This window comes from Acinetobacter sichuanensis, assembly GCF_003024515.2.
GTDB lineage: Bacteria > Pseudomonadota > Gammaproteobacteria > Pseudomonadales > Moraxellaceae > Acinetobacter > Acinetobacter sichuanensis.
In genome coordinates, this window is sequence record NZ_PYIX02000010.1 from 1 (window position 1) to 14394 (window position 14394).

At 35.2% G+C, this 14394-nt stretch carries 13 protein-coding genes and 1 tRNA gene; 11 read left to right on the forward strand and 3 right to left on the reverse strand.

From position 1 onward, the window contains the following. Positions 1-79 precede the first annotated feature (79 nt). Positions 80-556, reverse strand: a complete 477-nt coding sequence (locus C9E89_RS08130) for a YaiI/YqxD family protein (protein WP_107007750.1) — start codon at positions 554-556, stop codon at positions 80-82. 265 nt (positions 557-821) lie between these two features. Between C9E89_RS08130 and C9E89_RS08135 the strand changes: the two genes are divergently transcribed. The 4 genes from C9E89_RS08135 (at position 822) to C9E89_RS23265 (ending at position 4276) form a co-directional block, all read left to right on the forward strand. Continuing rightward, the gene (locus C9E89_RS08135; RefSeq protein WP_107007851.1) at positions 822-2252 is read left to right on the forward strand and encodes an amino acid permease; all 1431 of its coding nucleotides are present in this window, start codon (positions 822-824) and stop codon (positions 2250-2252) included. A 199-nt stretch (positions 2253-2451) separates the two neighbouring features. Beyond that, positions 2452-2527, forward strand: a tRNA-Glu gene (locus C9E89_RS08140). Positions 2528-2712: 185 nt separating this feature from the next. Then, positions 2713-3645 carry a hypothetical protein gene (locus tag C9E89_RS08145; RefSeq protein ID WP_107007751.1) on the forward strand — a complete coding sequence of 311 codons (933 nt, stop codon included), beginning with the start codon at positions 2713-2715 and terminating at the stop codon, positions 3643-3645. 487 nt (positions 3646-4132) lie between these two features. Further along, positions 4133-4276: a hypothetical protein gene (locus tag C9E89_RS23265; RefSeq protein ID WP_171405100.1), complete on the forward strand. Its 144-nt coding sequence runs from the start codon at positions 4133-4135 to the stop codon at positions 4274-4276. 78 nt (positions 4277-4354) lie between these two features. Here C9E89_RS23265 and serC read toward each other — a convergent pair whose 3' ends face one another. Further along, a complete protein-coding gene (serC, locus tag C9E89_RS08150) occupies positions 4355-5434 on the reverse strand; it encodes a 3-phosphoserine/phosphohydroxythreonine transaminase (protein ID WP_107007752.1) in 1080 nt (359 codons plus the stop codon). A gap of 374 nt (positions 5435-5808) precedes the next feature. Between serC and C9E89_RS08155 the strand changes: the two genes are divergently transcribed. From C9E89_RS08155 to C9E89_RS08185, 7 genes are all read left to right on the forward strand, one after another. Continuing rightward, positions 5809-7302: a TolC family protein gene (locus tag C9E89_RS08155; RefSeq protein ID WP_107007753.1), complete on the forward strand. Its 1494-nt coding sequence runs from the start codon at positions 5809-5811 to the stop codon at positions 7300-7302. Between the two features lie 13 nt (positions 7303-7315). After that, complete coding sequence (locus tag C9E89_RS08160; protein WP_107007754.1) at positions 7316-8431, forward strand: HlyD family secretion protein; 1116 nt, start codon at positions 7316-7318, stop codon at positions 8429-8431. A gap of 2 nt (positions 8432-8433) precedes the next feature. Further along, the gene (locus C9E89_RS08165; RefSeq protein WP_107007852.1) at positions 8434-9567 is read left to right on the forward strand and encodes an ABC transporter permease; all 1134 of its coding nucleotides are present in this window, start codon (positions 8434-8436) and stop codon (positions 9565-9567) included. Beyond that, positions 9564-10673 (forward strand): ABC transporter permease, encoded by a 1110-nt coding sequence (locus C9E89_RS08170; RefSeq protein ID WP_107007755.1) that lies wholly within the window; start codon positions 9564-9566, stop codon positions 10671-10673. Before C9E89_RS08165 ends, C9E89_RS08170 begins: the two co-directional genes overlap by 4 nt. Positions 10674-10952: 279 nt before the next feature. Continuing rightward, on the forward strand, positions 10953-12242 hold the full coding sequence (gene gltP, locus C9E89_RS08175; RefSeq protein WP_107007756.1) for a glutamate/aspartate:proton symporter GltP: 1290 nt from the start codon (positions 10953-10955) through the stop codon (positions 12240-12242). Positions 12243-12563: 321 nt separating this feature from the next. Next, positions 12564-13289 carry a hypothetical protein gene (locus C9E89_RS08180; protein WP_107007757.1) on the forward strand — a complete coding sequence of 242 codons (726 nt, stop codon included), beginning with the start codon at positions 12564-12566 and terminating at the stop codon, positions 13287-13289. Positions 13290-13316: 27 nt separating this feature from the next. After that, the gene (locus C9E89_RS08185; RefSeq protein ID WP_107007758.1) at positions 13317-14114 is read left to right on the forward strand and encodes a hypothetical protein; all 798 of its coding nucleotides are present in this window, start codon (positions 13317-13319) and stop codon (positions 14112-14114) included. 96 nt (positions 14115-14210) lie between these two features. Here the strand turns inward: C9E89_RS08185 and C9E89_RS24025 are convergent, their stop codons facing one another. Beyond that, positions 14211-14339 (reverse strand): KGW motif small protein, encoded by a 129-nt coding sequence (locus tag C9E89_RS24025; RefSeq protein WP_265935922.1) that lies wholly within the window; start codon positions 14337-14339, stop codon positions 14211-14213. Between the last annotated feature and the right edge of the window lie 55 nt (positions 14340-14394).

A 14394-nucleotide genomic window follows, 5' to 3' on the forward strand; every position in this document is an offset into this window, starting at 1 on the left:
CTAAAGGCGTACTTGCCCATATGAAGACCAATAAAATATAAGTCATCATAATATTGTTTTTCGATGGCATCGAAATTACCTACTCCTTAATCATTGTTTTACGCTTTTGTTTTAAAATCGTCTGATCCAAACTACTAGAAAATTCACGTTTATCACGCTCAGAAATAGGCGGTGGACCTCCTGTCTGTACACCTGCGCCACGTAAGGTATCCATAAAGTCACGTAAATGTAGACGTGCTTTAACATTTTCGGATGTATATACTTCACCGCGTGGATGAATAGCCACACCACCTTTTTCAATGACTTGGGCTGCAAGAGGAATATCTTGTGTGACCACAATGTCATGTTCTTGCATACGATCAACGATTTCTTGGTCAGCTTGATCTGCCCCGCTGAGAGCCTGAATAGAATTAATTCTGACTGAAGGTGTGATACCTACGGGCTGATTCGCAACAAAAGTGACTTCAAGTTGATAACGATCCGAAGCACGAATAATCACTTCACGCAATATTTTAGGTAAGGCATCGGCATCTACCCAAAGTTTAAATGACAACACAAAATATCTCTCTAAATGCTCTTAGCGCGATTGTAGCAAAACTTCATTCAAGAAATATGATAACAAAATGCTTTTTTAGGATTTATTATAGGAATAAACAATTACATAATTCTCATATTATGCAATTTAATCCAATTATTCCTCGTTATAAAAATTTTAATACTGATTCATTCCAAAGTTTTATTAACATTTCAATGTTACTTTTTTGTGAATTTTCACAAATTATCCTAGAATACATTTTTAAAAACCTCGCTTTACAATCATGATGAATTCTCCCACCCCCACATCTCAGCAACTTGATGCTGAAGGCAAACCTATTTCTTTAAAAAGAGCCATGTCTCGCCGTCATTTGATTATGTTGTCATTAGGTGGTGCGATTGGTACAGGTTTATTCTTAAGTTCAGGGTCTGTGATTGCACAGGCTGGTCCTCTTGGGGCAGTTGTTTCATATATTATCGGAGGGCTCATCGCCTATATGGTGATGCTATGTTTGGGAGAATTAGCTGTTAATCAACCTGTAACAGGCTCCTTTGGTGCTTTTGCTGCCAATAATATCGGTCCTGGGACTGGTTATATGGTGTCATGGATGTATTGGTTAGGTTGGTCAGCAACGCTAGGTACAGAATTCACTGCCGCTGCGCTCCTCATGCAAGAATGGTTTCCAAGCATTTCAATTTGGATTTGGACTTTAATTTTTATTGCTGGAGTCTTATTTTCCAACTTATATTCAACACGTTTTTTTGCTGAATCTGAGTTTTGGCTGTCTTTTATTAAAGTTTCGACTGTCGCTATTTTTATTTTAGTCGGCTTAGCAGCAATTTTTGGCGTAATCTCTTTTGGTGGCTACGAATCAGCTCCATTATTTAGTAATTTAACATCACATGGCTGGTTACCTAATGGCTTATTTCCTATTTTCGCCACGATGTTAATCGTTAATTTTGCTTTTAATGGTACAGAGATGATCGGGATCGCGGCTGGTGAAACTGAAAATCCCGAGAAAAATGTGCCCAAAGCCATTCATGCTGCTGTATGGCGTTTAATGATTTTCTTTGTGGGTACGATTATTGTCATCAGTTCACTTTTACCTTATCAAGATGCAGGTTTAAATGCTGGGCATGGTCATGGCTTAAGTAGTAGCCCTTTTGTAACGGTGTTTAATCAAATCGGTATTCCTTATGCTGAAGATATTATGCGCTTTGTCATTATTACTGCATTATTATCAACAGCAAACTCTGGTTTATATGCTGCGTCTCGTATGATGTGGGCATTGTCAATTCAAAAACAACTTCCTAAAATATTTTCAAAACTGACTAAATCAGGTACCCCTGTTATTGCAATTTTAGTCACCATGATTGGTGGTTTACCGGGCTTACTCTCTGAGCAATTTGGTGCAGATTTTATTTTCAAAAATTTGCTTGGTGTTGCGGCTTTTACCATGGTCATCGTCTGGATGAGCATCTGCTGGAGCCAATTTAATTTTCGTAGAACATGGTTAAAGCAAGGTCATTCTCTGGCTGAATTAAAATTTAGAACACCATGGTATCCACTTGTACCCATTTTAGGCTTCATCACCTGTACCATTACAGGTTTAAGTATGGCGGCTGACCCCGAAATGCTCTCAGGTTTTATTGGTTGTTTATTATTTATGGCAGCCTGTTATGCCAGTTATTATTGGCTTTATCATCAGAAAAATTAAAAGGACACTTGGGCGAGTATATAAAATATTCGCCCTTTTTATTTGAAAGTTCATGTTTTGTATAAAAAATAACTATTTTCATTTCGACTTTAAATTATTTTCAACTTATTGCTGATTTAATCAACACTTAAACCTATTTCCCCTCAAAATCGCTTTGACAAATCTATTGAATATTCATATTATAGCGGCACCTCACAACGACCCTATCGTCTAGAGGCCTAGGACATCGCCCTTTCACGGCGGTAACCGGGGTTCGAATCCCCGTAGGGTCGCCATATTTTTCTATATTATATTATTCAATTTTATTTTCACACTTTAACTTAAGATGAGTTATGGTGGTTTTTTCATGTCAAAAACTAAATAAATAACTGCTTTAAATGGTAAATTTACATTTTAAACCTTGAAAAATGGTAATCACCCTCGATTTAATAGAATAAGATAAGCTTTTCACATAATCGATATGAACAATCAAAACAGACCTGAAATCATAACTATTGATGACCAAAATTTTGGTAGTCATGTAGAACATTGGAGTTTATTAACAGAGCACCCAACTTCTGAAGTCCCTAAATGGTTAGGTCTTGCTTTGGATGCCCCAATAATGCCAATGGGTCTGTGTCTCAAAGAATGTGATATGGATGAAACAACTTGGCTTATTCAAGGTCCAAGCGATGCGAAAATTCAAATTTCTCAGATTATTGCTGTTGAAAATAATAAGCCCAAAGCCGTGAAAACAGCTTTCCCAAGTTTTGACAGCCCTTATTCTGTTCAAGCTAAGATTGATCGTATTATTCGCTGTAAAACCAACACTCAGGCTGTTTTACGTCTGCAATTAGGACAAAGCACCATTTATGCCTTTGATAGCCTATATAGCGTTAATCATGCTCAATACCAACGTGATCAAAGCTATCAAGTGCAACTCAATGCATGGGCATATGAGCTTGAAAAAGTTTCTGATCATGAACAAATCATTGTGGATGATCCAGCTTCAATTAAACACCATCGTGCTTTAAATGAAATATTGTCAAAAAATAACGGCATTGCGCCTGAAAATTTACAAGAACAGATCGATGCTTGGGAACCTAAATCTGAAGATGATAAAGCCCCTGTTACTGTAGATTTCTCCAAAATGGTGGCTTATTTATATGGAGAAACTTTAGGTCAAGAAGACGAGGCATGGTTTCAGGGTAAAGTCGTTGGTAAAACCAATATGCAATTTATGCAACAAAACTATACCCTCTACGATGTCACTTTAATTTTAGAAGAAAATCAACCCGCAATTTTAGTTCGTATTGCAAGTAAAGAAAGTGCTTATAAAGATTTTGAAATTGGACAATATATTCGTGGCAATATTTGGATTCAAGCCAATATTCATGCTTTAAGCCCAGCATAATATTTAAAATTATCTAAATTTTATATATGTACCAAGCTGAATATTACAAAATATTCAGCTTATTTTATTTCAGACTGGGGCAGATTTTCACTTTTGCAATTATAAATATTATTGTTTATTTTATGTAAATGCTTTTAACTAAAAAAATATTATGACCACAAGCTAAAGTTTATATATTTCTCACCCTATGACCAATAATATATCTAATCCTATAAATTGATATAATTCAAAATTATAAAATTAATTTAATCTCTTTATTCAATGATCTTTTGATATTTTTCAATCAAATTTAACTGGATATCTATGCAGTTTTAACCCTAAAAAATAACAAAATGCAAAATAAATAAGCTCTCTTATTTTTATTTAAAAGCTGATTTTAGCTCGATTATGACATTCATATGAACAAGCGCTTTATTTGCTGATTTTTTTATGTTACAAATATCCCCGACCACCAGATTCAACAATAATTTAAAATCTAGGCTCAGCGATGAAAATTATACCTGAACAATCAACCAACTTAATCAATTCACAGCAATTCCATATTCGTTTAGATAAAGGCGCATGTTGTTTTTTTATTCTAGGTATGTTTCTTGCTGCAATGATGATTCATTTTCTAGGCATTTTTCCATAATTTGATCTTATTATCAAAAGCAATAAAAAAACCCCTCATCAATGAGGGGTTTTTATTTTATTTATTAGTTTGAATCAATTAACCATTACGTTTAGCAAAGTCATCCATAAAGTTAACTAATGCTTGTACGCCTGCTAATGGAACAGCATTGTAAATACTTGCACGCATACCGCCTACTGAACGGTGACCTGCAAGATTTAATAAATGATTTTCTTCAGCTTCTTTCAAAAATAATTTATCCAAATCCGCATTTGCCAAAGTAAATGGCACATTCATGATTGAACGGTTTGCAGTTGCAATCGGATTCGCATAAAAATCGCTTGAGTCGATATAACCATAAAGGAGTTTAGCTTTTTCAAGATTGGCTTTATGCATTGCGTCCACGCCACCTTGTTCAAGTAACCATTCAAAAACCAAACCAGACAAATACCATGCATAAGTTGCAGGTGTATTGACCATAGAATCATTTTTCGCTTGCGCGCCATATTTTAATAGGCTTGGGATTTCAGGTTTTGCTTGATCTAACAAGTCATCACGAACAATGACCAATGTTAAACCTGCTGGACCGATATTTTTTTGCGCACCTGCATAAATCAAACCAAATTTAGAAACATCTAAAGGTGCAGATAAAATGCTTGATGAAAAATCTGAAACTAAAGGTTTATCTGTTTCAGGAATATTGGCAAATTGAATTCCGCCAATAGTTTCGTTATCTGCATAATGCACATAAGCTGCATCATCAGATAAATTCCATTGGCTTTGATCTGTAATTGCTAATTTCCCATCGATCTTGGTGCCCGCTTCAATGATATTGATCTCGCCATAGCGCTGAGCTTCTTTAGTCGCTTTTTCTGACCAAATACCTGTATGAATATAATCAGCTTTAGGATTTTTACCTAAAAGATTTAAAGGAATCGCAGAGAACTGAAGTGATGCACCACCTTGTAAGAACAATACTTTGTAGTTCTCAGGAATGTTCATCAATTTACGAAGATCAGCTTCAGCTTTTTCAGCAACAGCAACATAATCTTTGCTACGGTGGCTCATTTCCATGATGGATAAGCCTTTACCCTGCCAATCTAACATCTCTTGTTGAGCTTTTTCTAAAACGGCAGTAGGTAATGCAGCAGGACCAGCACAGAAATTGTACGCGCGCATGATTTTTCCCTTATTGAAGTGAAACGAATGAAATAGGCGCATTTAACCATAAATCTGTAGGTCTTGCAGCAGCTTTGTCAGTCAATCTTTCAATGTAATTGCAAATTTAAAGTCAAGTTTTCAATAAGAAAGTTTTATTGTTTATATACAAAAGTAAAATCAAACCATAAATAGTTTTTTTGGATAAATTTTTTACCTGCCTATTATAAGGTAAAAAATATCACAATATTGTGCCATTTTAAGTTCCTATTCTCATATTTTTAAAAAATATTTCACTACAAAATGCACACATTTTTCAGTTCGCTTTTAGATTATTTATTCTAGTAAATACAGGTTAGAATGCTTAAATATAATAAATATCGACGGTTTTTCTGATGCAAGCCAAAGTATTAAATGATCGAAAAGCATTCTTTTTATCTTTACAAAAAATGATGATATTGGGTGTATTTTCTTACCTTTCTCATGCTAGTTTTGCCCAAGACCTCAGTTATTTACAAGCTGAACAATATTTTCTGGAAAACTCATATAGCGCTCAAGCAACTGATGCCTTAAACCAAGCCTCAAAATTGCAGGCAGATGCCGTTAAATATATTGGCTTACCTCGTATTGATTTCAATATTCGTGCTTATAAATTTCATACAGAAACTGATCTTCCACTGAATAATATCAAAAACAATTTAGAGCAAACACTCACTCAAGGGATGAATGAAAGAGTTGATCAATGGCAATCTCAACAAAATATTCCAACCGATCTGACTGACCCACTTAAAGATGGGTTAGGTCAGGGCATTCACAGTGGGATCGGTTTAATTCCCGACAGCGCCAACGTTGTATTAGAGGATGACGTTATTCGCCCTACAGTTTCTGTGATGATGCCTATTTATACAGGTGGGCTATTGTCCGCAACTAAACAGCTTACTCATCTTAAAGCTGAACGTAATGACTTAGAAAGTAAACAACAACAAGATGCTCAACGCTTTGAAATTATTCAAGCTTATTTTAATGTACAGTTACAACAACAACTTTTAGCAGCAAGTCTTTTTAATGTCACTGCCATGCAAAAACATTATCAAAATGCCTTAAAACTTGAGAAACAAGGCTTTATTAGCAAAGGACAGCGTATGCAGTTTGAAGTGGTAAATAACAATGCACAACGTAGTTATCAAAATGCTGTAGCCAACTTACAATCTAGTCAATTTCAATTCAACAATCTATTGAATAAACAAACCATTGATCAGCTCACCACACCATTATTCGTCAATCGCCAGCAAAGCCAATCACTGAATCAATTGCTCGCTTCCTATCCCACAACTTCAAATTTAGTCCGAAAAATGCAAATGGATACGCAACTCGCTGACCAAAATGTGCAATTACAAAGTGCCAGTAAAAAGCCAAATATCTTTGCTTTTGGTGAATATAGCCTCGATCAAAATCAAAATTGGATTGTTGGTGTTGCAGCTCGCTACAATTTATTTTCAGGCATAGATAAAAATAAAAATATTCAAGCAGCCGAATTACAACGCCAAGCGACTGAATTAATGACAGCACGTACCCAGCAAGAAATCGAAAATATCATTTATAAGTCTTATAGCGAGTTAACCACAGCGCAACAGTCAAATCAGCTTTTACAACAAAATGAACTAGCTGCTCAGGAAAATTTAAGAATCCAAACACTATCTTTTAAAGAAGATATGGGAACTGCCACTCAAGTGATTGATGCACAAAATCAACTCAGCGCCTTAAAAACTGAAAAAGCGCTCAATGCTTATAAATATGTGATGGCTCTTGCCACGCTTCTACAAAGTCATGGCTCAATTGATCAATTCAAAAATTATATAAATCAGTCAAATACTGACTTTATTCGTTAAGATGGAGTATAAAATGACACAAGACAATGATCATCAATCGACATCTAAACCCGATCAAAATTTGGCTGATTTAGATACAACAACCGATACACAAGTTGAGCAACATACTCCTAGCCATCCCACAGCACCACAAACAATAGCAAAGAAAAAAGTCATTATTACGATAATGCTTATACTTTTGATTGCATTACTGGGCTTAATTGCTTTTGGTTTATGGAAAAGCTATCAACCCAAAACTGTTGACATACAAGGTCGTGTAGAAGCTGAAACGATTCATATCAGTACGAAAGTACCTAGTCGTATAGAAGAAATTTTAGTGCATGACGGACAAAAAATTCAAAACGGTGAATTAATGATTCGCCTTAGCAGCCCTGAAATTGCAGCCAAAAAGCAACAAGCATTAGCCACTTTACAATCGGCTCTTGCCTTACAATCAACAACTGAACGTGGTTCACAACAAGAAAATATTGCGACTTTATATGCAAATTGGCAAAGTTTAAAAGCACAGGAAAATTTAGCACAAATTACATTTAAACGTGGTGATGTTTTATATCAACAAGGCGTTATTTCTAGACAACGTCGTGATCAAATGCAAGCTGCTGCACTTTCAGCCACGCAGATGACTGAAGCGGCTTATCAACAATATGCTCGCGCCCAACGTGGTAGCACTCCTCAACAAAAATCTAGCGCAGATGCACAGGTTGAAATTGCTAAAGCTGCTGTTGCAGAAGCAAATGCGTTAGAAGCTGAAACAAAGCTATATGCTCCAATCAATGGCACAGTTTCAAAAGTTTATGGTAAAGCGACTGAGTTGGTTGCAATGGGTGTTCCTGTAGTCAGTATTTTACAAGATGAAGATAAATGGGTGAGCTTGAATGTCCGAGAAGATCAATATGCTCAGATCTATCAAAGCAAAAGTTTAGAAGGCTTTATTCCTGCACTCAATCAAACTTTCATGTTTAACATCAGAAATATTGAAGCAGAAGGTGAATTTGCAACCATTAAGACTACTCGTCAAACTGGCGGTTATGATATTCGTAGTTTTAAAGTCACACTCCACCCTGTTCAACCCATCACTGATCTTAAAGTAGGTATGAGTGTAATTTTCAAACTCAAAGAGAGCCAATGATTATGTGGGCAATCCTATATAGAGAATTTCGCTACTTATTAAATAACAAATGGGATTTATGCTTAGTCACACTTGCCCCCTTATTGATTATTATTTTATTCAGTAGCATGTTTTATACAGGTAAAGCTGAACATTTGCCCATTGCAATTATTGATCAAGATCATGGTGAACTGAGTCAAAATATAACCACATATTTAAGTCATAACACTGCTGTTTCTATTTATCTAGTGACAGACAACCCGACTGAAGTCGAAAAATTAATTAATCAAACCAAAATTTGGGGCTATGTTTACATTCCTTCAGGTGCAGAACAGCGCTTAGTCAAAGCACAAGACGCTCAGATCAGTATTGCATATAATCAATCTTATTTTAGTATTGGTAATACAATTTCTTCAGCAATGTTGTTATCTACTGTTGAAGCCATAGCCAACTTTGCTAAAAATGCTCATTTACAAAACAAAATTCCTTATGTTGATCTGGAAACTGCCAATATCAAAATTTCACCACTTTTCAACCCCAACCTAAGTTATGAGTTTTATCTTGAACCTTTCATGATTCCAGCAATTTTACATTTATTGCTGTGTTGTTGTGTGGCTTTTGCTGTCGGTCAAGAGCTGAAATACCATACAACAAATGAATGGGTTGGGCATCGCTCAGCTTTTAAAGCCTTAATTGCCAAAAATTTGACTTATATTTTAATTTTTTGTTTTTGGACATGGTTATGGATGTTTTGGCTAATTGTCATACGTGGTTGGTTTGTTGCAGGTCAACTATGGCTCATCTTACTGGGACAATTCCTACTATTTACTGCATATGCATTGATCAGTAGCACTGTGGTTTTAGCCACTAAAAACCTTTCTAAAACTTTTGGATTTATTGCAGTTTATGGCGGCTCATCACTTAGTTTTGCAGGGGTGACTCTTCCTTTAAATAATGCGCCTATATTTACTCAGTTTTGGGCAAATATTATTCCTTTTACACCTTATGCAAAGTTACAAACAGAACAATGGGTTGTTGGAAGCCCACTTTATATTTCACTGATCCCGCTTGGGATTTTATTGATTTATTGTGTATTTTACTTGGCAATATCCACTTTTTTACTCCATAAACATCTTATCAGGAGTAAAAGTCTATGAAATGGCTCTGTGATTTATTTAAATACTATATTCAAACTTTTAAAAATATTGCGAAAAATTCCTCTATTTTAACAACCATGATTTTATCTGTCTTTTTCTACAGTTTTTTTTATCCTGTTGCTTATCAAGCACAAACGGCTGAGCATTTACCTATTATTATTGTAGATGAAGAACAAAGCGCTGTGACACAAATGCTGATTCAACAAGCCAGTAAAAGTCCACATATTGATATTATCGAAATCACCTCAGATTTTGAATATGCCAAACGTCGTGTACAACAACAAAAAGTTGATAGTATTTTATTACTTCCACATAATCTCTCAAGTAGCCTTGCTCGTGGCGAAGTTGGCGGCATAGGACTGTATTTAAGTGCAGCTTATTTTTTACGAACCAAACAAGTTGGGCTTGGGCTTGCCAGTGCAATTGAAAATAGCCTTGCTGAATACACCGAAAAATTTGGCAATATCTCTCACTTTAAAATAGCCATACCTATTCATCAAACTCCTCTTTTTAATCCACTCTCTGGCTATGGCAGTTATATTTTTCCTGCCGTTGCACCTTTAATCATTCATCAGACGATTGTTTTGGGTTTATGTATGTTGATTGCAGCTTATCGAGAAAAAAAATGGCAAAGCTCTGTAACCGAATTTTTTGCAATTTATCTTGCTGCCCTCACCATTGGTTGCCTAGGTTGTTATTATTTATTTGGATTTATATTTTGGTTCAATGACTATCCACGTGGTGGTAATTTCTGGGGGATGTTAATCGCAGTACCCATATTTGTCAGTAGTACAATCGCAATAGGTATGTTACTCGCAAGTTATTTAGATATTTCTGAACGCGCAGGACACTTAATTGTATTTACCTCGATTCCATTATTTTTACTTTCAGGCGCAGCTTGGCCCTTACAAGCAATGCCTAGTTGGATGCAATATTTTGCTCAGTTATTTCCATCAACTCACGGTATCAATTTATTTATACAGCTCAATCAAATGGGCGTTCCCAGCTCAATCATTGTGCCAAAATTAATTTATTTAGCCACTTTTACGGGCATTGTGATGGTTTGGGCTTATTACCGTTTAGCATATGTTTCACATAAAAAATAAGAATCAATTAATGAACTATTATTTATGAAATTAATTAAACTTAACTATAAGATTGGATTATTAAATAAAACTGCATTATTTTTATCCAATCAGAACACAGTTTACAGAAAAAAATTAGAACAAGATTTTAAATAAGCGCAAAATAAAGTATTTTCGAAATACTCCGAATATTTTAAATCTCCCATTTCACGACTCCCACATATTTAGTCGTGGGGGATTTCTGACGTTCATTTTCTCAAGTTTTCGATTTCGCCAAAATCTGAATTTTAAGGGCTCAGCATGAAGAAAATGAAAATTAGCCTCGCTTGGCAAATTGTTATTGCGCTCTTCTTAGGTATTCTCGTGGGGGCGTTTCTACACAACTCTCCCGAATTCCGTGATGATATCGTTGCCAACTTTTTACAACCATTAGGTAAGATTTTTATCAATCTTATCAAGATGATTGTTATTCCTCTTGTGCTGTCAATGCTTATCTTAGGGATTGCCAATGCTGGAGACAGCAAAAGTGTTGGTAAACTTGGCTTCAAAACGATTGTTTATTTTGAAGTCATTACGACTATTGCCATTATCGTTGGTTTAGTTGCTGCAAATGTATTCCAGCCAGGTGCTGGTATTGATATGTCAAAGTTAACAACGACTGACATTTCACAGTATCAACAAACCACACAAGAAGTTAGCCATCAAGCACATGGATTAGTGAATACTGTTTTATCATTAATTCCATCCAATATTTTTACTGCAATGAATGATGGGCATATGTTGCCGATTATTTTCTTTGCTGTGATATTCGGTATTGGCTTAGGTTCACTCGCTAAAGAAACCAAACAACCTTTGATTGATGTGTTGAAAGCTGTTTCTGAAACTATGTTCAAAGTAACACATATGATCATGATGTTTGCACCTTTTGGTGTATTCGGTTTGATTGCTGCAACGGTTGCTAACTTTGGTTTCAGTTCACTTGTACCATTAATTAAACTGGCTGTACTTGTTTACGGTGCAATCTTCTTCTTTATCTTTATTGTGCTTGGTTTTGTGGCAAAATTCTGTGGATTCAGCATTTGGACAATTATCAAAATTTTAAAAGATGAATTGATTCTTGCCTATTCAACTGCAAGCTCTGAAACCGTTTTACCACGTATGATGGAAAAAATGGAAGCTTATGGTGCGCCTAAATCAATCACCAGTTTTGTTGTGCCAATTGGTTATTCATTTAACTTAGATGGTTCAACGCTCTATCAAAGTATTGCAGCGATCTTTATTGCACAGCTTTATGGTATCGACTTAACCATTACTCAACAGGTTGTTTTGGTCTTGACCTTAATGATCACATCTAAAGGGATCGCAGGTGTACCAGGTGTTTCTTTCGTGGTCTTACTGGCAACTTTAGGTAGTGTAGGTATTCCGCTTGAAGGCTTAGCATTTATTGCAGGTATTGACCGTATTTTAGATATGGCACGTACTGTCTTAAATGTGATCGGTAATGCCTTGGCTGTTCTTGTCATTAGTAAATGGGAAGGTCAGTTCGATACTGAAAAACAAAAAACTTATAATTTTGATGCAACGCATTAATTTTTAAGATCTAAATTAGAACCACCTTCGGGTGGTTTTTTTAATATGAGGGTTTGGATGAGTCAAAGAATAGATTTTTTAAGTGCAATCTTTTGTACATTTTCCACTGCTTCACTCTATTCATTAACTACATTTACCTAAAACTCAGGCTTTTATAAACAGGAAAACATCTCCTCTGCTCTATCATTAAAATATCCAATAAAATACATTTTTTCATTATCTTATCCTAGTTATATCATCATCATTTTTTAAATCTAATCAGTGCAAAATAACGCCATATTGTTTAAACTCTAAAGTAAAATAAACCATCATTAAAGAACAATGAAACAAGAAAATTCACACCTTCCCTACTGGAAAACTGCTGACCATTTGTTTGGTTGTTATGGTGCGATCATTTTTTGTCTGCTGGCTTTCGTTAATATTATGCCGCTAGGTTGGTTTGGTTGCTCTGTTTTAGGCTATGCACTTGGTCGTCTCATTTATTTTGTGTTACAGCAATTACATACTCAACCCATTTACAGACCTACTACCCCAGCCAAAAATATCACGCCACAACCTACACGTTTAGTAAAATCTATAACACAAGAAAGTATTTCACCTGAACAAAAATTACTCAATGATTTTTTAAAACTTCAGTTTCAAGTTCATGATTTATTCACAGCTCAAGCCAATACAAAGTTTCAAGACATTCATGCCCTAATCATTGTATTGGTTCAAAAATTTAAGCGCTCACCAGATCAAGCAACAAAAAATGAAATATTAAACATTCAAAAAATTATTAATAACTACTTAGAACCAACCATACACAATTACCAAGAACTACCTGTCTTATTTTTAGATCGAAAAATGAATCATGAATATAGTCCAAATGAATTGATGGAGCAGCAATTAGACTTGATTCATCATGAGCTTTTAGAAATCAGCCAATATATCTTTCAAAATGATTTTGACCGATTGGCAATGCATGGAGAATTTTTAAAACAAAAATTAAAGCCTCCTGTATTTTTTAAAGTTGGACAAGAGCTTTCTGCTCAACAAGACACTTAAAAATAAAATAGATAACTGAGAATATTTATGTTTAAAAATTGGATTTTTGTTCATTTTTTCTGGATTGTTTTGGTCTTGGCACTTATTCAAACTGAGCAAAAACCTATTACAAATGAAATCACGACATCACAACTTGAAACAGTAAATACTGCAAGACAAATAAATGTTCGTACACCCACATCTGAGCGAGATGAATCATTTTCGACTACAAATACCACCCACACTGCTTCAAATGCACCGATCTCGATCAATCAAAACCAAGCAACTGAGAAAAAGTCTCTCATCAATTTTAAGGATATTATTGCAGACTCAGAATTACATTATGTAGGAGTATATGAATCCAATGCACGTGAATATACTCAAACTGAACAACGACAACGCAAAACAGAATGTGAAAGCCAAGCGAATAACCCACATTCAAGTAAAGTTGCGAGTGACTGTTGGCATTATGCTTATCGAGCTGAAAAAAAGAATGTTGAAGATACCGTGACTGTTCATATTAATAGTCATCGAAAAGTTTCTCTTATTTTAACCTCTTATGACCCTGTGAAATGGGTCATTCAAGGCAATACCCAAAATTTAAAGCTAGTTTATATTTCAGGTTATCACGCGTCTGACATTGTGCCTCGACTTTCAAGCTCAACCAAAACCTATTCAAATTTTTATGAAGCGACAACATGTTCATTTTGTCTGGGTAGCGATATTCCTTATTTTTATGGTTATGAAAATTCAGGTGATTTGCAAAGTAAAATTCAGCAATATTTCAAGACTCCTTTAACCAGTTTCCAAGGGGCTTATAGTGCAAAAAATGTGTATATCAATTAATTTCCACTGATTCCAATCCTGCTTTTAGCAGTAAAAAACCACCACTTTTGTAGTGTACAAATGATTTGCAGTGGTTTTACTGAAGTGATTTTTCCACTAAATTTTGATCAAATAATTCAAAGCTAAAAACACAATTTGTAATGCAATAATCACTCCAAACCACATCCATCCTTTTTGACGTAGTGCAACCCGATCTATACTTTGATAATTGACTGTTTTAATCATTTTGGCACCTCATTCATTCTTCACTGAATTGATACGTTTTGGAGCAAAAATCTTT

Excerpts from the sequence above, each read along its gene's own strand:
- serC (WP_107007752.1), bottom strand. The coding sequence starts at position 5,434 with ATGCGCGCGTACAATTTCTGTGCTGGTCCTGCTGCATTACCTACTGCC.
- C9E89_RS08180 (WP_107007757.1), top strand. The coding sequence starts at position 12,564 with ATGAAACAAGAAAATTCACACCTTCCCTACTGGAAAACTGCTGACCAT.
- C9E89_RS08165 (WP_107007852.1), top strand. The coding sequence starts at position 8,434 with ATGTGGGCAATCCTATATAGAGAATTTCGCTACTTATTAAATAACAAA.
- C9E89_RS08135 (WP_107007851.1), top strand. The coding sequence starts at position 822 with ATGAATTCTCCCACCCCCACATCTCAGCAACTTGATGCTGAAGGCAAA.
- C9E89_RS08160 (WP_107007754.1), top strand. The coding sequence starts at position 7,316 with ATGACACAAGACAATGATCATCAATCGACATCTAAACCCGATCAAAAT.
- C9E89_RS08155 (WP_107007753.1), top strand. The coding sequence starts at position 5,809 with ATGCAAGCCAAAGTATTAAATGATCGAAAAGCATTCTTTTTATCTTTA.
- C9E89_RS08170 (WP_107007755.1), top strand. The coding sequence starts at position 9,564 with ATGAAATGGCTCTGTGATTTATTTAAATACTATATTCAAACTTTTAAA.
- C9E89_RS23265 (WP_171405100.1), top strand. The coding sequence starts at position 4,133 with ATGAAAATTATACCTGAACAATCAACCAACTTAATCAATTCACAGCAA.
- C9E89_RS08185 (WP_107007758.1), top strand. The coding sequence starts at position 13,317 with ATGTTTAAAAATTGGATTTTTGTTCATTTTTTCTGGATTGTTTTGGTC.
- C9E89_RS08145 (WP_107007751.1), top strand. The coding sequence starts at position 2,713 with ATGAACAATCAAAACAGACCTGAAATCATAACTATTGATGACCAAAAT.
- gltP (WP_107007756.1), top strand. The coding sequence starts at position 10,953 with ATGAAGAAAATGAAAATTAGCCTCGCTTGGCAAATTGTTATTGCGCTC.
- C9E89_RS24025 (WP_265935922.1), bottom strand. The coding sequence starts at position 14,339 with ATGATTAAAACAGTCAATTATCAAAGTATAGATCGGGTTGCACTACGT.